Genomic DNA, 26243 nt, shown 5'->3' with positions numbered 1-26243 from the left:
TCGCAACAAAAAGCCGCGGACGGCAAAGTTGCCTGCTCCACCGCATCCACTATTGTGAGCCGGAACACAACACGGTGTGGGGCGACAGATGCCCATCGGACATCGACGGTCTCCGCTAAAGCCTCACGGAGGAACCATGAGCGACAGTTGGACACCCACCCGCCTCGGCGCAGGGCGGCATTCAGCATGACGACGGAAACCGCCACGGGCGGCACGGAGACAAAATTCAGACAGCCGCCAGCCGGACCCGGGATCGCGGTCGATCTCGATGGAGTGACCATAGATTTCGCATTGGCGGCTGGGCGTAGCTTCCAGGCGGTAGCCCGCGCCGATCTGAAAGTCGGCGACCAGGAATTCGTGGCGATCATTGGGCCGACGGGCTGCGGCAAGTCAACGCTGCTGAATGCCGGCGCAGGGCTTCTCGTGCCTTCGGCAGGCAGCGTCCGTGTGTTCGGCGCCCCGCTTCGCGGTCTCAACAGACAGGCTGGCTACCTCTTCCAGCAGGATGCATTGATGCCCTGGAAGACCGCTCTGGACAATGTGGCCATCGGGCTGGAAGTGGCAGGCGTGCCCTCTTCCGAAGCAAAGGAACGCGCGCGAGCATGGCTCGGACGCGTCGGCCTGGCTGCTTTCTGCGAGCGCTACCCTCACATGCTTTCAGGCGGCCAGAAAAAGCGCGTTGCTCTTGCGCAGGTCCTGATCCGCGATCCCAAGATCCTCCTCATGGACGAACCCTTCGGACCGCTCGACGCACAGACGCGGCTGATCATGGGCGGCCTTTTGCTCAAGCTGTGGTCGGACGACCGCAAGGCGGTGATGTTCGTCACCCACGACCTCGAAGAAGCGATCGCGCTGGCTGATCGCGTGGTGGTGATGTCAGCCGGTCCCTCGGCACGCATCATCGGCGACTTTCCAATCCCGCTGGCGCGTCCACGCGATATTTCGGAAATCAGGCTGGAACCGCGCTTCCAGGAATTGCATCGCGACATCTGGCACATGCTGAAGAAGGAAGTGCTCAAGGCTTACGGCGAGATTGAAGAAGGAGCGATCCGATGAAAAGGACGACGCTGCTTTTCGCACAGCTAACCGTGGCCGTCATCGTCATCGCGCTCTGGCAGGCAGCGTCGACGACGCACCTGATCGGCGATCCGAACAATATTTCCTTCTTCTTCTCGACCCCATTGGCGGTGGCAGGCCAGATATGGAGGTGGTTTGCCACCGGGACGATCTGGCATCATCTGTGGATCACGCTGTGGGAGTCCATGCTGGCCTTCGCCATCGGCTCGCTGGCAGCGATCGCGATCGGCTTCTGGTTTGCCCGCAAGCCGAGACTTGCGGCCGTCTTCGATCCCTATGTAAAGGCGGCCAATGCGCTTCCCCGCGTCGTGCTGGCGCCGATCTTCACGCTTTGGTTTGGCCTCGGCATCTGGTCCAAGGTTGCCTTGGGCGTGACGCTGGTTTTCTTCATCGTCTTCTTCAATGTCTACCAGGGCGTGAGGGAGGTGAACACGACGGTGCTGGCCAATGCCCGAATGCTCGGCATGAACGAACGGCAATTGCTGCGCCACGTCTATATGCCATCGGCATTGTCCTGGGTGTTTTCATCGCTCCATATCTCCGTCGGATTTGCCGTGGTCGGCGCCGTGGTCGGCGAATATCTCGGTGCGGCCGGCGGACTAGGCTATCTGATACAGCAGGCCGAGGGCGTGTTCGACGTGGCGGGCGTCTTTGCCGGAATGTTCGTCCTCGCCGCTTTTGTGCTCTTGATCGACTGGATCGTCACGCTGATCGAAAAAAGGCTGCTTGTCTGGCGGCCTGAATTCTCGAAACCAGGCCGATAGGGCCCAATCCAGCTCAAGGAGGAGATCATGAGGATCATTTCGAAACTGGCGGCCGCCGCCGTCGTATTGCTCGCGGTGGCCACAGACGCGGGGGCCGCCGAAAAGGTCACCATTTCGATCGGCGGAGCGTCATGCCTCTGCTATATGCCGACCGTGCTCGCCAAACAGATCGGCGCTTACGAAAAAGCCGGCATCGATGCAGACCTCGTCGATTTCAAGGGTGGTTCTCAATCGCTGACCGCAGTATTGGGTGGCAGCGCGGATGTGGTGTCCGGCTATTTCGATCACACGGTGAAATTGGCCGCCAAGAACCAGCGCCTGCAATCCTTCGTCGTTTACGACCAGTTCCCGGGACTGGTGCTGGCGGTGGCGCCGGACCAGACCGGCAAGATCAAGTCAGTGAAGGACCTTGCTGGCAAAAAGGTCGGCGTGACCGCTCCCGGTTCCTCGACCGACTTCTTCCTGAAGTTCCTTCTGCAGAAGAACGGCATCGACCCGACATCCGCCGCCGTGATCGGCGTTGGGCTGGGCGCTACCGCCGTCGCCGCCATGGAGCAAGGGCAGATCGACGCCGTGGTGACGCTCGATCCGGCCGTCACCGTGCTTCAGGCCAGGCATAAGGACCTGACCATCCTGGCGGACACGCGCACCCAGAAGGATACCGAGGCGGTATTCGGAGGCGACTATCCCGGCGGAGCGCTTTACACCCGGCCGGAATGGATGGCCGCGCATCCCCAAGCAACGCAGGGATTGACCAATGCCATGCTTGCCACGCTGGATTACATTCACTCCCACAGCGCCGAAGAGATCATGGCCCAGATCCCCGACAATCTTATCGGCAGCGACAAGGACGCCTATCTGGCCGCGTTGAAAAATGCGATCCCCATGTATTCGACCACCGGGCTCATGGATCCAAAAGGCGCGCAGGCCGTGCTCGACGTTTTCTCTCTCGGTTCGCCCGATGTGGCCAACGCCAAGATCGATATCACGCAGACGTACACGAACGACTATGTGAACAAGGCGAAGAAGGCCAACTGACGAGATCAACGTCAAGCAGCGGGCATATGGCTCGTTCGCCTTAGCCACGGAGTTCACCGAGCGCCGGCATTTCAGCGACTCGGTGGCCTCGTCGCCATTTTGGGTATCCGTCAATTGACGAATACCCGTTCTTCTCTCACCTAGCTTGGCATTGCGCGGGCAAGCCGAACGCGCAGCAATAGTGAGGGTGACTGAAGTCACATGAAGGTAAGCTCGCCGGGCGAGAACCCCAACCGCCCCACTCCCGGCGAGCCTACAACCTGATTTGGAACGCAATCAGGACCGGGGTCAGCCGGCAAGCTTGTATCGCAAGATCGGTGCCAGCTTTGTTTCCCGAAATGGGACGGTTAAAGGGACATGGAACCACCATTTGCTGGCCGGCCGACAATCGCGCCCTAAACCTCGAACTCGCCCTGCCCCTCGTCCATGGCGCTGACGGTTTCAGCCGCCAGCGCCCGGGTGATCGGCGTCTTGCGTTCGAGCGCGGCGCGGTCCAGCCGCTCCACCACGCGCATGGCCGTCGCCAGGGAGCGCTCGATGCGGCGCACCAGATATTGCACGACATGCGGCTCGACCTCGACCTGTCGGTCGGCGAACAGCTTGGTGATGACACCTGCCAGCAGGAGATCGTCGGGTTCGTGGATCTCGACGGTTGCCGCAGCCTTCAGCCGCGACGCCAGATCCGGCAGCGTGACGCCCCAGGCCGAGGGAAAGCGGCGCGCCGTCAAAAGCAAATGCGAGCCGCTGCCGCGTACCGCATTGATCAGATGAAACAGCCCCTGCTGGTCGACTGTGCCGGTATCCACGTCGTCGATCAGCGCCGGCCGGGCACCGAGATTTACAATGCTGTCGCCAACGCGGTGCGCGTCGACCTGAACGGCATCCGCCCGTGCCCGCCAGATCGAGGCCAGATGGGTCTTGCCGGAACCGGCCGGACCGGCGAGCACGACTACCGGCGAGGGCCAGTCCGGCCAGCGGTCGACCAGCGCCACTGCCTGGTTGTTGGTGCCGGAGACGACGAGTTCGTCTCGCGAATAGCCGGTGCCATGGCCGAGATCGAGCGGCAGCTGGCGCGGCGGGTCGGCCCTCTGGTCGCTCATGCCAGGCTCAGCCGCGCGACCCGGCCAGGCCGGATCATGGATTGATGCCTTTGCGACGATCGGCCGGCAATGGCGGCACGGCCTTGCCGTGACCCTTGTAGAGCGGCGATTCCAGATAACGCGCAATGGCAAAGCGCACCAGCACCGCGACCGCGGCCGATGCAGGCACCGCAATCAGCAGGCCGACGAAGCCAAACAGCGCGCCGAAGGCGAACAGTGCGAACATCAGCCACACCGGATGCAAGCCGACGCTTTTGCCGACCAGCCGCGGCTGCAAGATATTGCCCTCGATGAATTGGCCGATGAAGAACACCACCGCGACCGCTACGACCATGGTCCAGTCCGGCCAGAACTGGACGAAGGCAACGCCGACGGCCAGCACCAGCCCGGTCAGCGAGCCGACATAGGGGATGAAGGAGATCAGCCCGGCGAACAGGCCGATGAGGATGCCGAAATTGAGACCGGTTAGCGTCAGGCCAGTGGCATACATGGCGCCCAGCACCAGGCACAGCGTGCCCTGCCCGCGCACGAAGCCGGCCGTTGCCGTGTTGATGTCCCTGGCGATGGCGCGCACCGTGGCGACATTGTCCCGCGGCACCCAGCTGTCGATCACCGCCACCATGCGGTCCCAGTCGAGCAGCATGTAGAAGGCGACCACCGGCGTCACCACGAACAGGCTGATCACCGAGACCAGCGCCACGCCCGAACTCCATATCGAGGTGAACACGGTTGTCAGCAGACCGAAGCCGGATGTCAGCAGTGAGTTCAATCCGTCGCGCAGGCCATTGGCGTTGACGCCGAATTTCTGTTCCAGCCATTTTGGATCGAACGAGGTGATCAGGCTCTGCAGCCGCGTCAGGTACTCAGGCAACTTGCCGGCAAAATCGGCCATCTGCGTCGCCAGCACCGGGATGAGGATGACAAAGGCCAGCACCAGCACGACAAGGAAGGTGATGAGGATGACCACCGTTGCCATGAAGCGGCTGAGGCCGAGCCGCTGCAGCCGGTCGGCCACGGGATCGAGGAAATAGGCGAGCACCATGCCGGCCACGAAGGGCAAGAGGATGGCGCTGAAAACATAGAGGAAAAGCGCGAGCGCGGCGACGCCGGCAAGCCAAAAGAAGATCTGCCGGCGGAATCCGGCGGATGGATCATCACCGGCTGCCGCCGGCGCGCTCGCCGCAGCTTCTTTGTCAGGTGCCCGGGGTGGAGCCTTCGCCATAGCCGCTCATATGCCTCAGCCAAGCCACGAGATAGGCTGCGGCCGAAGCCACGGTCAAGACCCCGGACAGCATTATGAGGGCGGGACGAAGTGGATCGAGATGGATCGAAAAAGCAAGCTCACCCAGTACCAGCGCCGCCAGTACAATCTGGATGGCGGTGTTGACCTTGGAGACGAGGAGCGGCTTCATCTCGACGGGATGGGCCATCACGGTGGACAACAGCACCGCGCAAATGATCAGCGCGTCGCGCGACACCATGGTGACGACCAGCCACAGCGGCAATTGCCCGATGAAGCCCAGGACGACGAACACGGAAACCAGGAGCAGCTTGTCGGCCACCGGATCGAGATAGGCGCCGAGCTTGGAATGCTGGTTGAACCGGCGGGCGATGAAGCCGTCGACGCCGTCCGAGATGCCGGCAACGAGGAACCCGGCAAAGGCCCAATCCCAGCGCGCCTGGAGCATGGCCAGCACCACGGCAGGCACCAGGACAAGGCGCATGATTGTGATCAGGTTGGGGATGGTCAAGCGCATGTCCCGTCGCTTCTGTCTGAACGATAGATGATGGAGATGGGGGATGGACGCAAGAGAGAAGCTGCCGAGCTTCCCCTGGTGGGGAGCGGCAGTTTCAGCGCCGTTTTCCTTGCGGACCGAAACCGTTCATGCGAAGAGCCGCAAAGGAAACAGCGACAAGCCAGATATGAAGCGCGATACAGTCAAGCGTAAGAACGGGCTCACCTATGCCGAGGCTGGCGTCGACATCGATGCCGGCAATCTCATGGTCGAGAAGATCAAACCGCTGGTCAAGGCGACGCGCCGGCCGGGCGCCGATGGCGAGATCGGCGGTTTCGGCGGCCTGTTCGACCTCAAGGCCGCCGGCTTTACCGACCCGGTGCTGGTCGCCGCAAATGACGGCGTCGGCACCAAGCTGAAGATCGCCATCGACGCCGGCAAGCACGACACGATCGGCATCGACCTCGTCGCCATGTGCGTCAACGACATCGTCGTGCAGGGTGCCGAACCGCTGTTCTTCCTCGACTATTTCGCCACCGGCAAGCTCGATCCGGACCAGGGTGCGGCGATTGTCGGCGGCATCGCCGCGGGCTGCCGGCAGGCCGGCTGCGCGCTGATCGGCGGCGAGACGGCCGAAATGCCCGGCATGTATCACGGCAAGGACTATGACCTTGCCGGTTTTGCCGTGGGCGCGGCCGAGCGCGGCCAGCTTCTGCCCACCGACGACATCGTCGAGGGCGACGTGCTGCTGGGGCTGGGTTCGTCGGGCCTGCATTCGAACGGCTTTTCGCTGGTGCGCCGCATCGTTGCGACCAGCGGCCTGGCATGGACCGATCCGGCTCCCTTCAATGACGAGGCCACATTGGCCGAGGCGCTGCTCGAGCCGACCCGGATCTATGTGAAATCGATCCTGAAGGCGATCCGCAACACGCACGGCATCAAGGCGCTGGCCCATATCACCGGCGGCGGCTTCCCCGAAAACATTCCGCGCGTTCTGCCGAAGGAGTTCTCGGCCGAGCTCGATCTCGACGCCATCGACGTGCCGCCTGTGTTCTCATGGCTGGCCAAAACCGGCGGTGTGGCGCCCGAAGAGATGATGCGCACCTTCAACTGCGGCATCGGCATGATCCTGGCGGTGGCGTCCGGCCAGGCGGCGCAGGTCGCTGCCGTCTTGCAGGAAGCCGGCGAGACGGTGACGCCGATCGGCCGGATCGTGCCGCGCCGCGACGCCGGCGTCATCTATCGGGGTTCGATCGGTCTATGAGTGCGCAGAAGAAACGCACTGTCGTTCTGATCTCGGGGCGCGGTTCCAACATGACGGCGCTGATCGCCGCCGCCAGCGACCCGGCTTTCCCCGCCGAAATCGTCGGCGTCATCTCCGACAAGGCGGATGCCGCCGGGCTCGGCATGGCGAGGGCGCGCGGCATCGCCACCCAGGTGATTTCCCGGGCCGACCATGCCAGCAAGCAGGCGCACGACGCCGCGATCGATGCGGCGCTCACGGCCTTCAATGCCGAGATCGTGGCACTGGCCGGCTACATGCGCATTTTGACCACCGGCCTCGTCCAGAAATGGCAGGGTCGCATGATCAACATCCACCCCGCTCTGCTGCCGGCCTTCAAGGGGCTCGACACGCATGCGCGCGCGCTGGCGGCGGGCATGCGCATCCATGGCTGCACCGTGCATTTCGTCACGTCCGAGATGGATGACGGTCCGATCATCGCACAGGCGGCGGTGCCGGTAATGGTTGGCGACAATGCCGACACACTTGCCGCACGAGTGCTGAAGGTGGAACACCAGCTCTATCCGCTGGCGCTGGGGCTGGTCGCCGAGGGCAAGGCGCGGATGGAAAAGGGCCGCACCGTGTTTGCCCGCTTCGCCGACGATGCCGACAATGCAACCTCGATGATCATTGCACCGAGCCCGCTACGCGAGGAAATCGATTTCGAGCAATTGGCGCGGATCACGCCGTAGGCATTTTTGCAGTCATAATTTGATTGCAAACTTTGGCGCACCCGCCTATCTCATGCTTGCATGAACAGCAAGCATAGGCGCGTGCTCAAAGCGATATTCACCGATCCAGTTTCGGGCAGTATCGAATGGATTGCCGTCGAAGCCTTGCTGGTCGCCGTTGGTTGCCAGGTGATCGAAGGAAGCGGCTCACGCGTGCGTTTTGTCTTTAAGAGCGAAGTCGAGACGTTCCACCGGCCGCACCCTTCAAAGGAAGCAAAGCGATATCAAGTACGGGATGCTCGCCAATTCTTGTTGAGGATCGGAGTGAAGCCATGAATGCGATGACCTACAAGGGCTATTCGGCCCGCGTTGATTATGATGACGATGACGAGATTTTCTTCGGCCGTATTGCCGGTATTCGAGACGGCGTATCCTTCCATTCAGAAACTGTCGCGGGGCTAAAAGCCGCCTTCCATGAAGCCGTGGACGACTATGTCGAAACTTGCGCGAAAATCGGTAAGTCGCCGCAAAGATCTTATTCCGGCAATCTCATGTTGCGCGTTGACCCCTCGGTTCATTCAAAAGTTGCAATGGCAGCGGAACTCGCAGGCAAGAGCCTGAACCAGTGGGGAGAAGAAGTCTTGCGCGAGGCCGCCGAAAAGCAAATTGCCTGAACCAGCAGCTGTCCTGCCTCCATCTGCATCCGCCATTCGACCGGGAGTATCGTGAAACAGTTGTTTGTGCTGCGCCACGCCAAGTCGAGTTGGGACGATCCCAACCTCCCCGATTTCGACCGGCCGCTCGCCGAACGCGGATTGAAGGCGGCCCAATTGATAGGGCGCGAACTCGCGACGCGCGGGTGGCTGCCGGACCAGGCGCTGGTATCGCCGGCGCTGCGCACCCGCGAGACCTGGCGGCTGGTGGACGCGGAGTTGCCAGCGCATCCACGAGTCGCGTTCTCCGAGGCGCTTTATGAAGCCTCAGCGACGGATATTCTGAGCCAGATTCGTCAAGCCGATCCGTCGAACGACAGCTTGCTGGTGGTCGGCCACAATCCCGGTCTGCAATATCTGGCGAAACAGCTTGCCGGGCCAGGGTCAGAGGCCAAGGCGCGCAGGAGGCTCGAAGGAAAATTTCCAACGGCAGCCTTTGCGCGCCTCGTTTTCCAGGGCGACTGGTCCAACCTGTCGTCCGCGCGGCTGACGCATTGCCTGCGTCCGAAGGATCTGCGCTAGAAATCCGGGGTTAAGCTGGCAGCCAAGGCCGCTGCGTGTCCGGGACGTTAATTGCCCCAGATGCCTTGGCCGGGTTCGGGCCAGTCGGTCGTGGGCTTCGTCTTGGCATCGCCTGTCTCGTGGCTGGCCATGCCCGTATCCTTGAGCGCGCCGGTGACAAGGTGGTCCACGCCCGCCATCGGGGCGACGGGCTGGTTGGCATTGTCGGAGCCATAATGGTCGCTGCCGGCAAAGGCGCTGCCGGTCGCAACGAGGATGGCGGCGGTGGCGAGGGCGATCTTGTTCATTTCAATCTCCTGGATTCATCCGTTAGGCGGCGTCTTGGGAGGACGGTTCCGCTAAGGACAAGACCCCAGGCACTCCTGTTTTATTCCTGGGCTCGGATTGTTTTCTGCCGAGCTTGGAGGATTGGTCATGCGCAAAAAACAAGAGCGGCGGGCCAGGCCCACCGCTCTTTGTGGTCGAAGACTTACAGAATCAACGGCCCCAGATGCCCTGGCCAGACTGAGCCGGCACGTTGGCATTCGCGTCGCCCTGCGCCTTTATGGACTTGGTGATCGAGCCGGTATGCGTGGTGTCGATGTTGGAGGTCGACTGGTTGGCAACCGGCTGGTTGACATTATTGGAACCATAATTGTCGCTGCCGGCAAAGGCGGTGCCCGTGGCAATGAGAATGGCGGCGGCGGTAAGAGCGATCTTGGTCATTTCTTTACTCCTGAGTTCAAGTTGGTTGATGTCGGCAGTCGCGATTAGCGGCCGAAAAGGTTGCGGTCGGCGCCCTGCGAAGCCGGGGCCTGGACGGTTCCGTTCGTCTTCGAGGTCGAAGCGGTGACGGAATGGTCAACAGCGGCGGCGGGCTGATTGGCGTTGGCCGAACCATAATTGTCGCTGCCGGCGAAAGCGGTGCCCGTGGCAACGAGGATGGCAGCGGCGGTAAGAGCGATCTTGGTCATTTTGGTTACTCCAGTATGTTTGTTCTGTCCGTCTAGTGGCGTGCCCTTGGGAGGATTTCGCGTCGCTCGGACCACCCCGAGATGGGTCTGCGGTGTTGTCGTTTCCAGTCACGAAAATGTGCCAAAAAAGCTGTGGGACGGCCCTTGAAATTGAAACGACATCGCTGGCTGCCACAATTTTATCTTGTTGAACCAACGGTTTATTGAGAAAACTCCATTGAGCCCACCCGTTTGCGCAGAGCGTACGTTCACCGTTTGATGTACGGTCCGTCAACATAAATCGAACCGAACGGTTCGGTCTTATCTACGTAAGGCCCGCGCAAGTGGCCGCATCCGGGCGTTTGCTTTGCGGCTGGGTCGACATTGTCGCTTGCAAACGGGCTGAAGGACGCGCCAAGAGGCGCGCCGCATTCTCCACGCGGAGGCTTCGCCTCCGGTCGCGGCAGGCGCAAGCTTTCAGTCATTTTGCCGACTGGAGAAATGGAAAGCGGCGGGTTCTGGCCCGTCAGGAAGCGCCAAAGCCAAGGACGTCGCGCATACCGTATTGACCGGGCGGTCGCCCGGCCACCCAGAGGGCTGCGGCGATGGCGCCACGGGCGAACATGACGCGGTCCTCGGCCGCATGCGACAGGGTGACGATCTCGCCCCCGGTGCAGAAGCTGACGCTGTGCTCGCCGACGATGCTGCCGCCGCGCAGCATCGCGAAGCCGATCTCGCCGGCAGGCCGCGCACCGGTGACACCGTCGCGAACAAGCCTCGCCATCGCATTGAGTTCGACGCCGCGTCCGTCGGCAATGGCTTGGCCGAGCATCAGGGCGGTGCCCGATGGCGCATCGATCTTGTGGCGGTGATGCGCCTCTAAAATCTCTGCATCCCAGTCCGCGGGACCGAGCGCTATCGCCGCCTGCTCGACCAATCCGACCAGCATGTTCAGCCCAAGCGAAAAGCTCCCGGAGCGTACGATGACAACGGTTTTCGCGGCATCGGCGATGGCTGCCAATTCAGCGTCATCGAAACCGGTCGAGCCAATGACCATGGCAGGCCCGCGACGGCCGGCGCAGGCTCTCGCCAGATCGGCCGATGCCGCCGGCGTGGTGAAATCGACGACCACATCGGCCAGGCCGAGCGCCTCGTCGCGGCTGACCAGGCCATCGCCGGCAATGCCCGGTCGATGAAAGCGGGCAGTAAGCGCCAGCCGCGAGTCGGCCTGCACGGCGTCCGCCATCTGGCGCCCCATGCGGCCGAGCGCACCGGCAATTGCGATCCTGACTGGCGCCATCGCCGCGGCTATTTCCACATGCCGCGCATGCGCGCGCCAATGTCGACGCGTATCTCCGGCCGGGGCGCCCTGCCCGGCGCTGCTTGCGCTGCCGGCCATACCGTCTGTTCGAATGCCGCAAGGAGGGAGGCCGGGATGAAGCGCGTGCGCGAGGCATAGACATGGCGGTCGCCGCGCGCCGCCTGGCCATGCGCAAAGAAGCGCTGCGGCATGACCAGGTTGAGGCTGTCCTTGGCCCTTGTCATCGCCACGTAAAGCAGCCGGCGCTCCTCCTCGATATCTTCCCTGGTACCAACGCCGAGATCGGCCGGAATGCAGCCATCGACGGTGTTGAGCACAAACACGTTCTTCCACTCCTGGCCCTTGGCCGAGTGGATGGTCGACAGGATCAAATAATCCTCGTCGCGGTGCGGCGGCCCGGCCTGGTCGCTGGTCGCGTCCGGCGGATCGAGCGTCAGCTCGGTCAGGAACCGTTCGCGCGAAGCGTAGCCGGATCCGATCTGCTCGAGCTGCAGAAGGTCGGCCCGGCGCGTGGTTGCGTCCTCGTGGATGCGCTCGAGATGCGGCTCGTACCAGAGCCTGACCTGTTCGAGATCGGCCGGCCATTTGGCGCCGGCACGCAGGCCGGAGTAGAGCGAGACGAAGCCCGGCCAGTCATCCGCCGCGCGCTGCGGCGGCCGCCAGCCGGCAAGGCCCATCGCCTCGTCCAGCGCCGATGTCATCGTCTCCACGACCTGCGCCGCGGCCGAGGGGCCGATGCCCGGCAAAAGCTGCAGCACGCGAAATCCGGCGACGCGGTCGCGCGGGTTTTCGGCAAAGCGCAGCACCGCCAGCACATCCTTGACATGAGCGGCATCGAGGAATTTCAGCCCACCGAACTTGACGAAGGGAATGTTGCGCCGCGTCAGCTCGATTTCCAGCGGCCCGCTGTGGTGCGAGGCGCGAAACAGCACCGCCTGCGATTTCAGCGCCGTGCCGGCCTCGCGCTCGGCCAGGATGGCCTCGCAGACGAAATTGGCCTGTTCGACCTCGTCGCGTACAGTCACCAGCCTCGGCTTGGCGGCGGATTTGCGTTCCGACCACAGATTTTTGGTGAAGCGTTCCGAGGCCTCGCCGATCACCGCATTGGCGGCGGCCAAAATGGTTTCGGTCGAGCGGTAGTTGCGCTCCAGCATCACCACATCGGCGGCCTGCGCGAATTGGTTTGGGAAGTCCAGGATATTGCGCACCTCGGCGGCGCGGAACGAATAGATCGATTGCGCATCGTCGCCGACCACCGTCAGCCCGGCGCCATCGGGTTTGAGCGCCATGAGGATCGAGGCCTGCAGCCGGTTGGTATCCTGGTATTCGTCGACCAGCACATGGTCGAAGCGCCCGCCCAGATGCATCGCTATCTCCGGTTCGGCCGTCATCTGCGCCCAGTAGAGCAGCAGGTCATCGTAATCGAGCACGTTCTGCGCCTGCTTGGCCTCGACATAGCCGGCGAACAGCTGCTTCAGCTGTTCGCCCCATCCGGCGCACCACGGAAAGGCGGAGCCCAGCACCTCGCCGAGCGGCGCCTGCGCGTTGACGGCGCGCGAATAGATGGCAAGGCAGGTGCCCTTGGTGGGAAAGCGCGCTTCCGCCTTCGAGAAGCCGAGTTCGTGCCGCACCAGGTTCATCAGGTCGGCCGAATCCTCGCGATCGTGGATGGTGAACGCCGGATCGAGGCCGATCTCCTGCGCGTAATCGCGCAGTAGCCGTGCACCGATGCCATGGAAGGTGCCGGCCCAGGTCAGCGCGTCAGTGACGATCGAGGCGTCACGGCCGAGCACCTCGCCAGCGATGCGCTCGACGCGCCTGGCCATTTCGGAGGCGGCGCGACGTGAAAACGTCATCAGCAGGATGCGGCGCGGATCAGCGCCCTTGACGATGAGATGGGCGACGCGATGCGCCAACGTGTTGGTCTTGCCCGAGCCGGCGCCGGCAATGACCAGCAGCGGTCCGGCGATCCTGCCGTCGCCATGCTCGACAGCCTGGCGCTGGGCGTCGTTCAGCCTTGCGAGATAAGCAGGCTGGTCGGTCGGTTCCCGAAATGTCGAATCATGAGCGGCAAGGTTCATCGCCCATCAAGCATCGTTTCCGCTTTGTTCGCAACAAGGAAGCGGCGCGGCGAGCTCAGCGTCGACAGGTCAGCGTTCCGGATCGACACCCATCGCCGCAGACTGCCTGCGCAATGCCTCCCGATCATTCTTCGGGACTGGCAGCAACAGGGGATCGACGGTGTCGGGTACGTCCTCGATCAGCTTGCGCGCGAGGCGGTAAGTGACGAAGGCGATGGTGCAGGCCAAGAGCAGACGGATCATCCAGCAGTCCTCCTTTGCCTGATCCAACCGGAGACATGAGCTTTTGTTCCTCGGCTTGATCGTCGCAACCAAACGGAGGTCGTCTCGTTGTCAGACGAGAGGAGGTAGCGATGAAGAAGCTCTCCCTAGGCCTTCTGCTGATCGTTCTGGCCGTGTCGGCCTGCGACAACAACGTCCCGCCAACCAAGGCTCCGGCAGCGGAAAACCCGCACACCGACGGCAATCCTGTAGCCGATAAGACCGGCAAATGAGTTGACATGCGTGCAGCAACGCCGCGGACCACGGCGGGACAGCACAAAGCACAGCCTGGAGAGGACGGCCGGCGCCGCTTGGGAGGTGCCTGATAGCGCCGGCCAGGCGGATATCAGGTCCGCCGCAATGTGGATGTTAGCTGAGTCTTGCCGTAGCGTCATGGGGATTCCACCCCTTTGGCTTCCCGCCAAATTCCGGAACGACCGCGCCGTTCATGCTCCCAATCGCCGTCTGACGACCGCGGCATGGAAATTCGTGCCGAACAGCAGGCCGTCATCGTTGAAGTCGTAGCTCGGATTGTGCAGCGGCGCCGTGTCGCCATTGCCGAGGAAGACAAAGCAACCGGGCACGTGAGCGAGGAAACGGGCAAAATCCTCAGAGCCGGTCATCGGCTCGCGGGCGACGGCGACGCCTTCGGGCAGGAACACGTTTCCGGCGGCTGCAAAGGCCTCGTCGACCAATTCGGCGTCGTTGTGCAGCGGCACGAATTCCCTGCTGTAGGCGACCTCGGCGGTGACGTTGTAGGCGGCGGCGGTGCCGGCGGCGATGGTGCGCATCTGCTTCTCGATCTCGGCGCTGACCTCGGGGCGAAAGCTGCGGGCGTCTCCCAGGATACGGGCAAGGCCGGGCAGCGCGTTGCGGGTGCCGTCGGTGATCAGCTCGGTTACCGAGACCACCGATATGTCGGCCGGGCTCAGCCGGCGCGAGACGATGGTTTGCAGATTGGTGACCAGCGCGCAAGCGGCGACCAGTGTCTCCCGGCCGTCCTGCGGCCCGGCAGCGTGGCCGCCGAGGCCTCTCAGAACAATCTCGAAGATATCCTCGGCCGACATCATCGGGCCGGGGCGGGTTTCGAAATGGCCAATCGGCAATCCGGGCAGATTGTGCAGGCCGAAAATCTCATCGAAGGGAAAGCGGCGCATCAACCCATCGTCGAGCATGGCCAGCGCGCCCCTGCCCCACTCCTCGGCCGGCTGAAAGATGAAGCGCACCGTGCCGTTGAACCCGCCCTCCCCGGCCAGCAGCTTCGCCGCGCCGAGCAGCATGGTGGTGTGGCCGTCATGGCCGCAGGCGTGCATGATTCCGGGATTTTGCGAGCCATAGGCCACAGCCGATTGCTCGGTGATGCGCAGGGCATCCATATCGGCCCTGAGCGCGATCGCCCTGTTGCCGCTGCCGCGCTTCAGCGTGCCGACGACGCCGGTGCCGCCGACGCCCTCGGTCACATCGTCGAGGCCGAATTCGCGCAGTTTGGCAGCGACGAAGGCCGCGGTGCGCTTTTCCTCGAACCCGAATTCCGGATGGGCATGCAGATCGCGCCGCCAGCCGGTCATCTCCTGCTTCAAGGCATCGAGATCGATTTTGGCCATTTCTCCGCCCCTCTCAAACTAGGTTGCAAGTCGGGTGACGACATCGAGCAGAATGTTGGCGCCGGCGACGAGCTCGGTATCCTCGGTGTATTCGCGCGGATTATGGCTGATGCCGCCGGCGCTCGGCACGAAGATCATCGCGGCAGGTGCGATACGCGCCATCATCTGCGCATCATGGCCGGCGCCGGACGTCATGCGCTTCGAAACCAGCCCGCGATTGATGGCAGCGGCCTCGATCAGCTCCACGATGCGGCTGTCGAAGATCACCGGCTCGAAGCGCGCCAGCCGCTCGACCGAGATCGTCACGCCTTCGGCGGCGGCGAGTTCTTCGAGGTGAGCGGCGAGTGCTGCTTCCTCCGCCTGCAACCGGTGCTCGAAAGGATCGCGCAGGTCGATGGTGAAGACCGCTCGCGAGGGAATGACGTTGATGGCGTTGGGCTCGAAACGCATCGTGCCGACGGTGGCGACGGTCGGCGTGTTCGAAGCCTTGGCGCGATCGTGCAGGAAGGCGACGACACGGGCGGCCGCATGGCCGGCGTCGCTGCGCATCGACATCGGCGTGGTGCCGGCATGGTTGGCGACCCCGTCGATGGTGATGCGCTGCCAGGAGATGCCTTGCAGGTTTTCCACCGCGCCGATCGGCACGCCTTCGCGCTCCAGCACCGGGCCCTGCTCGATATGCAGTTCGAGATAGGTATGCGGCTTGAGGAAGCCCGGCTGCTCGTCGCCGGCATAGCCGATGCGCGCCAGTTCCTGCCCGAGCACGCTGCCGTCCGTCCCCACGGCCGCCAGCGCCTCGTCGATCGCAACACCGCCGGCATGAACCAGCGAGCCCATCATGTCGGGGGAATAGCGCACGCCTTCCTCATTGGTGAAGGCGGCGACGGCCAACGGGCGCGACAGGACAAAGCCTGACGCCTTCAGTGTCTCGATTGCCTCCAGCCCGGCCAGCACGCCGTAACAGCCGTCATAAATGCCGGCATCCATGACCGTATCGATATGCGAGCCTATCAGGATCGGCGCCTGCCCGGCATTCCCAGGCGTCCGCCAGATGCCGAAGATATTGCCCATGCGGTCGATGGCGACTTCGAGCCCCGCCTCGCGCAACCAGCCGACGAAGCGGTCGCGGCCCTGCCGGTCGGCGTCCGAGGCGGCAAGCCGCACCAGCCGGCCCTCGCCGTCGCGGCCGATGGCGCCGAGGTCCCGAATACGGTCAAGCAGCCGCTGCGCGTCGACCGAGATCATGGCGTTGCTCCAGAAAGTACTTTGCCCGCAAGTACATCCGCGGCGGCCACGCCGACGAGTTCGGCATAACGCTTGGGATCGGTTGCACCTTCGGTGTTGACGACCAGCACCCGCGAGAGCCTGTCGAGGCCGAGTTCGCCCCTGTTGTCGGCCAGCGCCCGGACCAATCCGGCCAGGCCGACCCCGCCGCTTTCGCCGGCAACGATGGCCGGATCGCCGCCGGCCGGCCGCGCAAGCCTCCGCATCACGGCGACCGCATCCTCCTCGTCGACGGTCATGAACGCATCGGCGGCACGCGCCAGCACGCGCCAGGCGACAGGCGACGCCTCGTAGCATTCGAGCATTGCCATGACAGTCGCTTCGCCATGCGCGATCTTGACAGGATGGCCAGCCCTGGCGGCGCCCAGGATGCAAGCGGCACGTGCGGGCTCGACCACCGTGAAGACCGGCCTGGCATCGCCGAGCACGATGGCGAGATGGCCAGCCAGGGCGGCGGCAATGCCGCCGACCCCAGCCTGGACGAAGACATGGGTCGGCGGTTCGCCGAGCTGGCGCAGCGCCTCGCGCATGATCGCGGTGTAGCCTTGCATGACGAGGCCTGGAATGCGCTCATAGCCCGGCCACGACGTATCGGACACGACGGTCCAGCCCTTGTCCGTCGCGACGCGTGCGGCTTGCCTGACCGAATCATCGTAGTTGCCGTCGACGCGGATCATCTCGGCGCCGTAGCGGGCGATAGCCGTGATGCGCTCGTCGCTGACGCCGGCATGGACGAAGATCGCCGCCCTCGCGCCGACAAGCCGCGCGCCCTGTGCCACCGAGCGGCCGTGATTGCCGTCGGTCGCGCAAGCCATCGTCATGGTGGCGGCGACCGCCCTGACATCGGGCTGATCGAGATCGGCGATGCCGAGCGGCCTGCCAAGCCGGCGGCCGGCTTCCTCCAGCACCAGATGAACGACGGCATAAGCGCCCCCAAGCGCCTTGAAGCTACCGAGGCCGAGGCGAAAACCCTCATCCTTGAGGTGGATGGCGCCAATGCCCAGTTCGGAGGCCAGCGCCGGCAGCGCATGCAGCGGCGTCTCCTGATGATTGTCGCGATGGGACAGGAAACGCTCGGCCGCGTCGGCCCCCGCAACCCCGAGCGTTTCGGCGTCGACCGGATCGAGTGGGCTGCCGTGCAAGGCATTGCGGTTGAGCAGGAACATCAAGGCCTCCTTGGCTGATGACGAGACTATATTGCAAGGCAGGCGCAAAAAGCGCTGTATTCAAGGCCCCGAAATGCAAGTTTGTTTCCTCAGGACATGCCATTGCCCGCGTTGCCAGCCTCGCTCGACAGTTTCGACCTCGCCATTCTCGCCGTGCTGCAGAAGGACAACACGACGCCGCAGCGACTGATCGGCGAGGCCGTGAACCTGTCGGCGCCGGCGGTGCAGCGCCGTATCAAGCGCATGCAACAGACTGGCGTCATCGCGGCCAATGTCGCGGTCATCGAACCGGCGGCGGTCGGCCAGCCCATCACCATCTTCGTCGAGGTCGAACTCGAAAGCGAACGCACCGAACTGATCGACGCGGCCAAGCGGCAATTCCTGGCGGCGCCGGAAGTCCAGCAATGCTACTATGTGACGGGCGAGGCCGACTTCATCCTGGCCATCACGGTGGCCGACATGAGCGCCTATGAGGCGCTGACGCGGCGCCTGTTCTTCGACAGCAACAATGTCCGCAAATTCCGCACCTTCGTGGCCATGGACCGCGTCAAGGTCGGCCTGACGGTGCCGCTGCCGGGATGAGCGATCAGGTTGCATGTCTGGCATGCTTTCGCCATTCTCCGCATCGCGAATTGGCGGCGGGAGGCGCGCTTGCACGACACCACCCTGGTTGCGATCATCGGTGCCGGGCCGGCGGGCCTGGCCGTTGCCGCGTGCCTGCGGCAGGCCGGGGTCGACTTCATCTTGCTTGAAAAAGAGCAGCAGCCCGCTCCCGCCTGGCGGCGCCACTACCAGCGCGTCCACCTGCACACGACCAAGCGCTATTCATCCCTGCCCTTCGTGCCCTTCCCTAGGCATTATCCGCGCTATGTGCCACGTGATCTGTTCGTCGAATATCTCGATGCCTATGCGCAACGCTTCGATCTGCGGCCCCGCTTTGGAGAAGCGGTGCGGGCGATCGGCCGACAGGGCAGAAGCTGGGGCGTCGAAGCGACATCAGGCACCCTGCGCGCTTCCCATGTGGTGATTGCGTCGGGATACAATGCCGAGCCGCTGATGCCGGCATTCGCCGGCGCCGGCAGTTTCAAGGGCAAAAGTCTGCACAGCGCGGATTACCGCAACAACACGCCCTTTGCCGGCCAGTCGGTGCTGGTCGTCGGCATGGGCAACACCGGCGCCGAGATCGCGCTCGACCTGGCGGAAGGCGGCGCGCATCCGACGATCTCCGTGCGCGGCGGCGTCCATATCGTGCCGCGCGAACTGCTCGGCGTGCCCATCCAGGTCGTCAGCATGGCGACGCGCCTGGGGCCGCGACGCGTCAACGACGCCGTCTTTCCTATCATCCTCGATCTGGTGTTGGGCAGGCTGGAGAAATATGGGCTCAAACGGCCCAAGCAGGGATTGCTGGAGCAGATATCCCTGGCATCGCGCATCCCGGTGATCGATGTCGGCACCATCGGCAAGATCCGCGAAGGCGCGATCAAGGTCGCGCCCGACATTGCCGAGATATCAGAAGGCGGCGCCCGTTTCGTCGACGGTCGGCACAGCGACTTCGACGCGATCATCTTCGCCACCGGCTACCGCCCAGCCTATGCCAAATTCCTCCAACCCGGCGTCGAGCCTGGCGCCAGCGGCGTCAATGCGCGCGCTTCGGAACTCGGTCTTTATCTCGTCGGCTTCCACAATTCGGTCACCGGCCTGCTGCGCGAAATCGGAATCGAAGCCCGGGCGATCGCCGACGACATTCGTCTCCGGCAGAACAGAAAAAGGACGGCCGAAACCCTGCCGGTATGAGCTGAGGCCGCTCAGCTTGCCTTGCGCAGCCACACCTTGTTGTCGTGGAATGCCGCGCCGCCATAGGGTGCGGGCGCATCGGCACCAGTCAGCACGTTGATGCCCTCGCCGCGCTCATGCGCGCTGTTCGGCCAGATGCCTTCGGCAATCACCACGCCGCGCTTGATGCCGTCGAACAGCTTTGCATGCAACACCACTTCGCCGCGCGCATTGCCGAGTTCGACACGGTCGCCCTCTGCCAAACCGTGTGCGGCGGCATCGTCGGGATGCAAGAGCAATTCCGGCCGGCCCTCCTTGGCCTTCGACACCGGCGTTTCGGAAAAGGTCGAGTTGAGGAAGTTGCGTGCCGGCGACGTAGCCAGCCGGAACGGATGCGCCTCGTCGGCAACCTCGATCAGGTCGACATGATCAGGAAATTGCGGCAACTGCTCCACCGGGCCGAACAGGCCCATGCTTTTCGGCGGCCTATTGGGGGCGGCTTGTCCGGTCCAATCGGCGCGGAAGCGGAATTTGCCGTCCGCATGGCCGAAGCCCTTGGTGAAATGCGCGGTTTCGAAATCCGGCTGCAGGTCGACCCATTTCTGCTCCTTCAGGCTGGCAAAGCTGCCCAACCCGCGCTTGCCCAGGATGATGTCGATATGCTGCTGTTCGGTGAGGCCGAAGCCCGGCCTGTCGGCGACTCCGAGGCGCTCAGCCAATTGCTCGATGACGAAATGGTTGGTGCGCGGCCCTTCCGGCGGCTCGATCAGCCTCGGGCCGAGCGTGATGTGCTGGTTGCCGCCGCCCTTGTAGATGTCGTCATGCTCGACGAACATCGTTGCCGGCAGCACGACGTCGGCGAGCTTGGCCGTGTCGGTCATGAACTGCTCGTGCACGCAGGTGAACAGATCCTCACGCAAGAAACCCTGCTTCACCAGTCGCTGCTCGGGCGCGACATTGGCCGGGTTGGTGTTCTGGATGAGCAGCGCCGTCACCGGCGGCCCGCCATAGAGCGCATCCGGCGCTCCCGTCAGCACCGGGCCGATGCGCGAATGATCGAGATAGCGGATCGAGGGATCGCGCATGCGCGTGCCCTCCAGCACCTCCTGGTTGAGCTTGAAGATGCCGGAATTGGAATGGAAGGCGCCGCCGCCCTCATATTGCCAGGCGCCGGTGACGGCGGCGATGCAGGAGGCGGCATGCATGTTGACCGCGCCGTTGCGCTGGCGGGCAAAGCCGTAGCCGAGGCGGAAATAGGTTTTCCTGGTCGTGCCGACGAGACGGGCAAAACTCTCTATCTCGGCCACAGTCAATCCGGTGATCGCGGCCGCCCATTCGGGTGAGCGTGTGCGCAGATGCGCTTCCAGACCTTTCGGGTCATCGGTGTATTTCTCGAGATAGGCGCGGTCAGCCAAGCCTTCCCTGAACAGCACATGCATAACCGCGCAAGCCAGCGCGCCATCGGTGCCAGGCTTCAGGACAAGGCCCATATCGGCCTGCTTCATCGTGGCGTTCTCATAGACGTCGATGACCACGATCCTGGCACCGCGCTCCTTGCGCGCCTTGATGGCGTGGGTCATGACGTTGACTTGGGTCACCACGGCATTGGTGCCCCAGATCACCACGCAATCGGACTTGGCCATTTCGCGCGGGTCGGGACCGCGCAGCGCGCCCGCCCCCATCATCCAGCCGGTCCAGGCCAGGTTGGTGCAGATCGAGCCGAAGAAGCCCGAATATCTCTTCGCATGCCGCAGCCGCTCGATGCCGTCGCGCTGCACCAGCCCCATCGTGCCGGCATAGAAATAGGGCCAGACCGTCTCCGAGCTGTATTTTTCCTCGGCCGCGATGAACTTTTCGGCGACGAGGTCCAGCGCCGCCTCCCAACTTATTTCCTGCCAGGCGCCCTCGCCCTTGGCGCCTTTGCGCACCAGCGGCTTCAGCAAGCGGTCGGGATGGTGGACGCGGTCGGCGTAACGAGCAACCTTGGCGCAGACGACGCCGGCCGTATAGTTGTTGGACTTGGCACCATGGACGCGGCCGATGCGGTTGCCGTCAAGCAACTCGACCTCGAGCGCGCAGGTCGACGGGCAATCATGCGGACAGGCCGAATGGCCGATGCGAAGGCTGGCGTGCTGGTTCATGGCACTTGTTTAGCCGTTTTCGAACAAGGCGTGTAGGGCCAGATCTGACCGTCCCCTTGAAGGAGAGGGTCGGCGCGTAGCGCCGGGGTGGGTTGTGGCGCAGACCCCCACCCCGCTCCGCTTCGCGGATCGACCCTCCCCACAAGGGGGAGGGTAACTACTCCGCCGTGCCTTCCTCATACTCGGCCGACATGGTCAGCCATTTTTCCTCGTGGCCGGCGAGCGTCTGGGCGAGTTGCGATCGCTCCTTGGCCAGCCTTGTCGCCGTCGAGGGATCCTTTTCGTAGATTGCTGGGTTGGCCAGTTCGTCCTCGATGCCGTCGATGCGCTTGCGGATGCGGTCCATCAGCGCTTCGGTGGCGCGAATTTCCTTGGCCAGCGGCTCAAAGGCGGCGCGGCGCTGGGCCGCCTCGCGGCGGCGGTCGGCCTTCGAGGCTTTTTCCGCCTCGCGCCGCTCGCGCCGGTCGCCGGACACGCCTGTGACCAGCGTCTTGTAATCTTCGAGGTCGCCGTCATAGGGGTTGACGGCGCCATCCTTGACCAGCCACAGCCGGTCCGCCGTCGCTTCCAGGAGATGGCGGTCGTGCGAGATCAAGATCACGGCGCCGGGGAACTCGTTCAGCGCATGGATCAAGGATTCGCGGCTGTCGATGTCGAGATGATTGGTCGGCTCGTCAAGGATGAACAGGTTCGGCCCCTCGAAGGCCGACAAACCCATCAACAGCCGCGCCTTCTCGCCGCCGGACAGGTCTTTCGCCGCCGTGTTCATCTTTTCGGTTGTGAGCCCAAACTGGGCGACACGGCCGCGCACTTTCGATTCCGGCGCTTCGGGCATCAGCCTGCGAACATGCTCGTAGGCGTTTTCCTCAGGCCTGAGATCGTCGAGCTGGTGCTGTGCGAAGATCGCCACCTTCAGCCCGGGCGCCACGGTCATGGTGCCGGTCTCCTGCTTCAGGCGGCCGGAGAGAAGCTTGGCGAAGGTCGACTTGCCGTTGCCATTGGCGCCAAGCAGCGCGATGCGGTCGTCGGCATCGATGCGCAAGGTCATCTTCTTCAGGATCGGCTCACCGGGGGTATAGCCGACATTGACATTGTTCAGCGCGACGATCGGCGAGGCCACCGTCTTCACCGGCTCCGGGAAAGAGAATGGCCGCACCGTGTCGTTCACGATGGCCGTGATCGGCTTCATCTTTTCAAGCGCCTTGATGCGGGACTGAGCCTGTCTTGCCTTGGATGCCTTTGCGCGAAAACGCTCGACGAAGGATTCCATATGCTTGCGGGCGGCTTCCTGCTTGATGCGGCCCTTTTCCTGCTGTTCTTTCTGCTCGGTGTACTGGCGTTCGAACTGGTCGTAGCCGCCGCGCCAGAAGGTCAGCTTCTTCTGGTCGAGATGGACGATCGAGTTGACGGCGCGGTTAAGCAGGTCGCGATCGTGCGAGATCAGCAGCACCGTGTGCGGATATTTGGAAACATAGTTTTCGAGCCACAGCGTGCCTTCGAGATCGAGATAGTTGGTCGGCTCGTCGAGCAGCAGAAGATCGGGTTCGGAAAACAGCACGGCAGCGAGTGCCACGCGCATGCGCCAGCCGCCGGAAAACGAGGAGGCCGGGCGGCGCTGCGCGGCGTCGTCGAAGCCGAGACCGGCCAGGATGGTGGCGGCGCGCGACTCGGCCGAATGCGCGTCGATATCGGCCAGCCGCATATGGATGTCGGCAATACGGTGCGGATCGGTCGCCGTCTTTTCCTCCTCGAGCAGCGCCGTGCGCTCGAGGTCGGCCTTGAGCACGATCTCGATCAGCGGCTCCTCGGTTCCGGGCGCTTCTTGCGCCACCTGGCCGATCCGCGTGTTCTTCGGCAGGCTGATCGAGCCCGTCTCGGAAGGGAAATCGCCTGTTATGGCCTTGAACAGCGTGGTCTTGCCGGTACCGTTGCGGCCGACAAGTCCGGCCTTGGTGCCGGCCGGCAAGGTCAGCGAGGCATGGTCGAGAAGCAAGCGCCCCGCCATGCGCAGCGAGAGGTCGTTGATGATAAGCATGGCCGCGCTTTTGCACGGGAGACCGGCGCTTCGCAAGACCTTGCGGGCCGGTTGGCCACGCAAGGCATGAAAACGGCGCGCGCAATGGCGCCGTCAACATCGCAGCTCAGAGGCTTCCGGCTGCGGTCGGCCGCGCTCAGGCGCTGGCTTTGCCGCGCTTTGTCGCCTTGGCCACGGGGGCCGGCGCTGCCGGCTTGCGGCCAAGTCCCGTCGACTTCGCCAGCGCTGACCGTGTCGCTGAGTAGTTCGGAGCGACCATCGGATAGTCGGGCGGCAGGCCCCATTTGGTGCGATACTCATCCGGGCTCAGCCCATAGTCCGTCCTGAGGTGCCGCTTGAGCGACTTGAACTTCTTGCCGTCTTCCAGGCAGACGATGTAGTCGGGAAAAACCGACTTCTTCGGGTTCACCGCAGGAACCAGGCTTGGACTTTCCGCGACAACGGCACCTCCGAGCTTTCGCACCGAGGCACTGACGCTGGCAATCAGGTCAGGCAGGCCGGAAACCGGCAGCGGGTTGTTGCCGACATAGGCCGAGACAATGTCAGCGGTCAGCTCGATAACGGTCTTATCCTCGATATTTGACAAATCTTTCACCCTATTTGCGACAAAATCATCTACCCCAGAGAAGAATTTCGTCGATGCATTTATTTAACCGCGTCCCCCAAACGGACCAGCAAATCTCAAAACGAATCAAGACTTGCAGTCAAATATTTTTTAGGGAAATCGGCTCCGTGCAAACTAGAAAAGCTAATTTTTCGGGTCGGCAGACTTAGGCGGCCCGGTTGGAAGGCCAATATCTGTAAAACACGCGTCGTCGGTCATAACGCGCTCCAACGTCTTTCGGCCCTCAGTTCGCAGTTTCCGTGAAACGGTGAAAACTGCTCTATCGCAGCCGGCGGCCGAAATCAGGCGTATGCGCGCCCTTCCTCGGTGCGCTGGAAATGCGCCAGATCGAGCTGCACGGAAGGGCGGCCCAGAACCGTCAGGATCATATGGGCCTGGCCGCGGTGGTGGGTCTGGTGGTTGAAGACGTGGTCGAGCGCCGGAGCCAGCCGTTGCGAGACGGTGCGCATGTCCGATACCGTCATGTATGTAAAGCGGCCCGACAGCGCCTTGTCGCTCAAACCGCCAACCCAGTCGACGATCCGCCGGTCCTCCGCCTCGCGCGCCATGCGCAGGCCCGGCAACGCCTGGTACAGTATGGCGTCCAGCGCCGTCGGCGCATCGCCCTCGCCGGTAAAGCGCTTCATCCAGATGCGATCGGCGGCCAGGAGATGGTTGAGCGTGCCCTTCATCGAGCCGAAGAAAGCGCCGACGTCGCGATTGAATTCCTCTTCGTCGAGATCGGCGGCGGCATCGTAGATGCGGCCATTGGCCCATTGATTATAGGCCGCAAACATCACGAAGTGCCGTTTCATCTTTTCTCCCGCCGGCCTGTGTCGAGGCGTTGCGGGATACCTAAACCGCAAGGAAGCCGCCGCCAATGACCATTCTGCTTTATGATCTCGTCGGACGCGACGCCACCCGCCCCTTCAGCCCGCATTGCTGGAAGGCGACGATGGCGCTGGCGCATAAGGGGCTGGAGATCAGCGCGGTGCCGACGCGTTTTCTCGAAGTGCCCCGCGTCGAGGGCGGCGCATCGAAACTCGTGCCGGTGATCCGCGACGGCGAGACGGTCGTCGCGGATTCCTTCGCCATCGCGCTTTATCTCGACGAAACCTATCCGGACCGGCCGTCGCTGTTTGGCGGTGAAGGCGGCAAGGCCATGGCGCGCTTCATCGAGCGCTGGTCGCAACTGACCATCCATCCCTATGTGACCACCGCCGCGATCATGGACCTTTATGCCATGCAGGATACGGAGAACGCCGCCTATTTCCGCCAGAGCCGGGAGCAGCGCCTGGGCAAGAGCCTGGAGGAGGTGATGGCCGCGCGGGACGCCGGGCTTGGCAATTTCAGGGCTTCGCTGGAGCCGCTGCGCTCGATGCTCGCCTATCAGCCATTCATCGGCGGAGATTCGCCCCTGTTTGCCGACTATATCGTGTTCGGCGCGCTGCAATGGGCACGCATCGCCTCGCCCTACCCATTGCTCGACGACCACGATGTCGTGGCGCAGTGGTTCGCCCGCTGCCTCGACCTGCATGGCGGGCTGGGTCGAACGGTTGCGGCGGCCGCGTGAACCGTAGCGCCTGATCTTGCGGCAGGGCTAACGACGAGCCATCGGCTCCGATATGGCCAGGTCTTATTTGGCCGCCTTTTTTGGCTTGCCGGGCTTGGCCGCGGTCTTGGCCTCATTGGGCGCGGTTTTTGCCTTGCCGGCGACGGCTGCCTTTCTTGCTGGCTTCTTCACCGCGGATGACCCTGCGTCCTCCTGGTCGATGTCGGCCGTCGCCTGTTGCCAATGGCGCTCATGCTGTCCGGCCGGTTGCCCTTCTTCCTGCCAGATGTGATGTGCGCGGCTGCGAATGCGCTCCTGGCGATCGTCTGTCATGGTCATGGTCTCCATCCGGGCCGCCCTCAGCGCGGCGCCGATACGCGACTATAGCAAGCAAAGCCTTATATTGCAGCCGTCCGATCTCGGGCTGGCGGCGGCATCGCCGATAATCGGCCCGGCACGCAAACGCGCATGGCGTCGACTTCCCCTGCCGACACCTCTGTCGACTTCCTCTGTCGGTAGCTAATCAAGTTGTCCGGTTTGGTAGCACATGATCTGTCCGCTTCTGTTTTGGCGTCGAAGCGGTTCA

Annotated in this window: 29 protein-coding genes; 12 read left to right on the top strand and 17 right to left on the bottom strand. The window is 63.4% G+C overall.

Features of this window, described 5'->3' with window-relative positions; all coding sequences use genetic code 11:
* The first annotated feature begins 186 nt into the window (after nt 1-186).
* Genes LB547_RS31100 through LB547_RS31090 form a run of 3 tightly spaced genes read left to right on the top strand, consistent with a single transcriptional unit; the run spans nt 187 to nt 2879 of the window.
* The gene (locus LB547_RS31100) at nt 187-1056 is read left to right on the top strand and encodes an ABC transporter ATP-binding protein (protein WP_140764100.1); all 870 of its coding nucleotides are present in this window, start codon (nt 187-189) and stop codon (nt 1054-1056) included.
* Nucleotides 1053-1841, top strand: a complete 789-nt coding sequence (locus tag LB547_RS31095) for an ABC transporter permease (protein ID WP_140494342.1) — start codon at nt 1053-1055, stop codon at nt 1839-1841. The genes LB547_RS31100 and LB547_RS31095 overlap by 4 nt, the downstream gene beginning before the upstream one ends.
* A 27-nt stretch (nt 1842-1868) precedes the next feature.
* A complete protein-coding gene (locus LB547_RS31090; RefSeq protein WP_140494344.1) occupies nt 1869-2879 on the top strand; it encodes an ABC transporter substrate-binding protein in 1011 nt (336 codons plus the stop codon).
* A 395-nt stretch (nt 2880-3274) separates the two neighbouring features.
* Here LB547_RS31090 and hdaA read toward each other — a convergent pair whose 3' ends face one another.
* Genes hdaA through LB547_RS31075 form a run of 3 tightly spaced genes read right to left on the bottom strand, consistent with a single transcriptional unit; the run spans nt 3275 to nt 5730 of the window.
* Nucleotides 3275-3979 (bottom strand): DnaA regulatory inactivator HdaA, encoded by a 705-nt coding sequence (gene hdaA, locus LB547_RS31085; RefSeq protein WP_140515482.1) that lies wholly within the window; start codon nt 3977-3979, stop codon nt 3275-3277.
* 34 nt (nt 3980-4013) lie between these two features.
* Nucleotides 4014-5201 (bottom strand): AI-2E family transporter, encoded by a 1188-nt coding sequence (locus LB547_RS31080; RefSeq protein WP_140494346.1) that lies wholly within the window; start codon nt 5199-5201, stop codon nt 4014-4016.
* Complete coding sequence (locus LB547_RS31075) at nt 5173-5730, bottom strand: CDP-alcohol phosphatidyltransferase family protein (RefSeq protein ID WP_140495033.1); 558 nt, start codon at nt 5728-5730, stop codon at nt 5173-5175. The genes LB547_RS31080 and LB547_RS31075 overlap by 29 nt, the downstream gene beginning before the upstream one ends.
* Before the next feature lie 172 nt (nt 5731-5902).
* On the opposite strand from LB547_RS31075, the gene purM reads away from it, so the two are divergent.
* The 5 genes from purM to LB547_RS31050 are packed head-to-tail and all read left to right on the top strand — an operon-like array spanning nt 5903 to nt 8903.
* Nucleotides 5903-6979: a phosphoribosylformylglycinamidine cyclo-ligase gene (gene purM, locus LB547_RS31070; protein ID WP_140494348.1), complete on the top strand. Its 1077-nt coding sequence runs from the start codon at nt 5903-5905 to the stop codon at nt 6977-6979.
* On the top strand, nt 6976-7689 hold the full coding sequence (purN, locus tag LB547_RS31065; RefSeq protein WP_140520619.1) for a phosphoribosylglycinamide formyltransferase: 714 nt from the start codon (nt 6976-6978) through the stop codon (nt 7687-7689). The genes purM and purN overlap by 4 nt, the downstream gene beginning before the upstream one ends.
* Nucleotides 7690-7749: 60 nt before the next feature.
* On the top strand, nt 7750-8004 hold the full coding sequence (locus tag LB547_RS31060) for a type II toxin-antitoxin system HicA family toxin (protein ID WP_140656256.1): 255 nt from the start codon (nt 7750-7752) through the stop codon (nt 8002-8004).
* Complete coding sequence (locus LB547_RS31055; RefSeq protein ID WP_140624578.1) at nt 8001-8342, top strand: type II toxin-antitoxin system HicB family antitoxin; 342 nt, start codon at nt 8001-8003, stop codon at nt 8340-8342. The genes LB547_RS31060 and LB547_RS31055 overlap by 4 nt, the downstream gene beginning before the upstream one ends.
* A 51-nt stretch (nt 8343-8393) precedes the next feature.
* Nucleotides 8394-8903: a SixA phosphatase family protein gene (locus tag LB547_RS31050; RefSeq protein ID WP_140494356.1), complete on the top strand. Its 510-nt coding sequence runs from the start codon at nt 8394-8396 to the stop codon at nt 8901-8903.
* 47 nt (nt 8904-8950) lie between these two features.
* Here LB547_RS31050 and LB547_RS31045 read toward each other — a convergent pair whose 3' ends face one another.
* The 6 genes from LB547_RS31045 to LB547_RS31020 all read right to left on the bottom strand — a co-directional run bounded on the left by LB547_RS31045 (nt 8951) and on the right by LB547_RS31020 (nt 13480).
* Nucleotides 8951-9190: a DUF680 domain-containing protein gene (locus LB547_RS31045; RefSeq protein WP_140670121.1), complete on the bottom strand. Its 240-nt coding sequence runs from the start codon at nt 9188-9190 to the stop codon at nt 8951-8953.
* Nucleotides 9191-9380: 190 nt separating this feature from the next.
* The gene (locus tag LB547_RS31040; protein WP_140670123.1) at nt 9381-9608 is read right to left on the bottom strand and encodes a DUF680 domain-containing protein; all 228 of its coding nucleotides are present in this window, start codon (nt 9606-9608) and stop codon (nt 9381-9383) included.
* 44 nt (nt 9609-9652) lie between these two features.
* The gene (locus tag LB547_RS31035; protein ID WP_140515477.1) at nt 9653-9856 is read right to left on the bottom strand and encodes a DUF680 domain-containing protein; all 204 of its coding nucleotides are present in this window, start codon (nt 9854-9856) and stop codon (nt 9653-9655) included.
* Between the two features lie 505 nt (nt 9857-10361).
* A complete protein-coding gene (gene dapB / locus LB547_RS31030; RefSeq protein WP_140764098.1) occupies nt 10362-11135 on the bottom strand; it encodes a 4-hydroxy-tetrahydrodipicolinate reductase in 774 nt (257 codons plus the stop codon).
* Between the two features lie 8 nt (nt 11136-11143).
* Nucleotides 11144-13237 carry an ATP-dependent helicase gene (locus tag LB547_RS31025; RefSeq protein WP_140558878.1) on the bottom strand — a complete coding sequence of 698 codons (2094 nt, stop codon included), beginning with the start codon at nt 13235-13237 and terminating at the stop codon, nt 11144-11146.
* Nucleotides 13238-13306: 69 nt separating this feature from the next.
* On the bottom strand, nt 13307-13480 hold the full coding sequence (locus LB547_RS31020; protein WP_181169231.1) for a hypothetical protein: 174 nt from the start codon (nt 13478-13480) through the stop codon (nt 13307-13309).
* A gap of 110 nt (nt 13481-13590) precedes the next feature.
* On the opposite strand from LB547_RS31020, the gene LB547_RS31015 reads away from it, so the two are divergent.
* Complete coding sequence (locus LB547_RS31015) at nt 13591-13731, top strand: hypothetical protein (protein WP_181170994.1); 141 nt, start codon at nt 13591-13593, stop codon at nt 13729-13731.
* Between the two features lie 213 nt (nt 13732-13944).
* On the opposite strand, the gene LB547_RS31010 is transcribed toward LB547_RS31015, so the two are convergent.
* Genes LB547_RS31010 through LB547_RS31000 form a run of 3 tightly spaced genes read right to left on the bottom strand, consistent with a single transcriptional unit; the run spans nt 13945 to nt 17552 of the window.
* Nucleotides 13945-15102 (bottom strand): M20 aminoacylase family protein, encoded by a 1158-nt coding sequence (locus tag LB547_RS31010; RefSeq protein WP_140558877.1) that lies wholly within the window; start codon nt 15100-15102, stop codon nt 13945-13947.
* Between the two features lie 18 nt (nt 15103-15120).
* On the bottom strand, nt 15121-16347 hold the full coding sequence (locus LB547_RS31005) for a Zn-dependent hydrolase (protein ID WP_140764096.1): 1227 nt from the start codon (nt 16345-16347) through the stop codon (nt 15121-15123).
* Entirely contained in the window at nt 16344-17552 is a 1209-nt protein-coding gene (locus tag LB547_RS31000) for a diaminopropionate ammonia-lyase (RefSeq protein WP_140633818.1), read from the bottom strand. Before LB547_RS31000 ends, LB547_RS31005 begins: the two co-directional genes overlap by 4 nt.
* 102 nt (nt 17553-17654) lie before the next feature.
* On the opposite strand from LB547_RS31000, the gene LB547_RS30995 reads away from it, so the two are divergent.
* Nucleotides 17655-18134 carry an Lrp/AsnC family transcriptional regulator gene (locus tag LB547_RS30995; RefSeq protein WP_140764094.1) on the top strand — a complete coding sequence of 160 codons (480 nt, stop codon included), beginning with the start codon at nt 17655-17657 and terminating at the stop codon, nt 18132-18134.
* A 69-nt stretch (nt 18135-18203) separates the two neighbouring features.
* Nucleotides 18204-19346 carry a flavin-containing monooxygenase gene (locus LB547_RS30990; protein ID WP_140764092.1) on the top strand — a complete coding sequence of 381 codons (1143 nt, stop codon included), beginning with the start codon at nt 18204-18206 and terminating at the stop codon, nt 19344-19346.
* A gap of 11 nt (nt 19347-19357) precedes the next feature.
* On the opposite strand, the gene LB547_RS30985 is transcribed toward LB547_RS30990, so the two are convergent.
* The 4 genes from LB547_RS30985 to LB547_RS30970 form a co-directional block, all read right to left on the bottom strand.
* Entirely contained in the window at nt 19358-21466 is a 2109-nt protein-coding gene (locus tag LB547_RS30985; protein ID WP_140764090.1) for a molybdopterin-dependent oxidoreductase, read from the bottom strand.
* A 157-nt stretch (nt 21467-21623) separates the two neighbouring features.
* Nucleotides 21624-23501: an ABC-F family ATP-binding cassette domain-containing protein gene (locus LB547_RS30980; protein WP_140494379.1), complete on the bottom strand. Its 1878-nt coding sequence runs from the start codon at nt 23499-23501 to the stop codon at nt 21624-21626.
* 136 nt (nt 23502-23637) lie between these two features.
* Complete coding sequence (locus tag LB547_RS30975) at nt 23638-24087, bottom strand: MucR family transcriptional regulator (protein WP_140494381.1); 450 nt, start codon at nt 24085-24087, stop codon at nt 23638-23640.
* Nucleotides 24088-24407: 320 nt separating this feature from the next.
* Nucleotides 24408-24920 carry a DinB family protein gene (locus LB547_RS30970; protein ID WP_140764088.1) on the bottom strand — a complete coding sequence of 171 codons (513 nt, stop codon included), beginning with the start codon at nt 24918-24920 and terminating at the stop codon, nt 24408-24410.
* A 65-nt stretch (nt 24921-24985) separates the two neighbouring features.
* Between LB547_RS30970 and LB547_RS30965 the strand changes: the two genes are divergently transcribed.
* A complete protein-coding gene (locus LB547_RS30965; RefSeq protein WP_140515470.1) occupies nt 24986-25678 on the top strand; it encodes a glutathione S-transferase family protein in 693 nt (230 codons plus the stop codon).
* Nucleotides 25679-25741: 63 nt separating this feature from the next.
* Here LB547_RS30965 and LB547_RS30960 read toward each other — a convergent pair whose 3' ends face one another.
* A complete protein-coding gene (locus LB547_RS30960) occupies nt 25742-25990 on the bottom strand; it encodes a DUF2934 domain-containing protein (RefSeq protein WP_224656001.1) in 249 nt (82 codons plus the stop codon).
* Nucleotides 25991-26243: the final 253 nt, after the last annotated feature.

Origin of the sequence: Mesorhizobium sp. B264B1B (assembly GCF_020165765.1) — a bacterium.
GTDB lineage: Bacteria > Pseudomonadota > Alphaproteobacteria > Rhizobiales > Rhizobiaceae > Mesorhizobium.
Note: the sequence above shows the minus strand (reverse complement) of the source record. Positions and strands in the feature narration are given on the sequence as shown.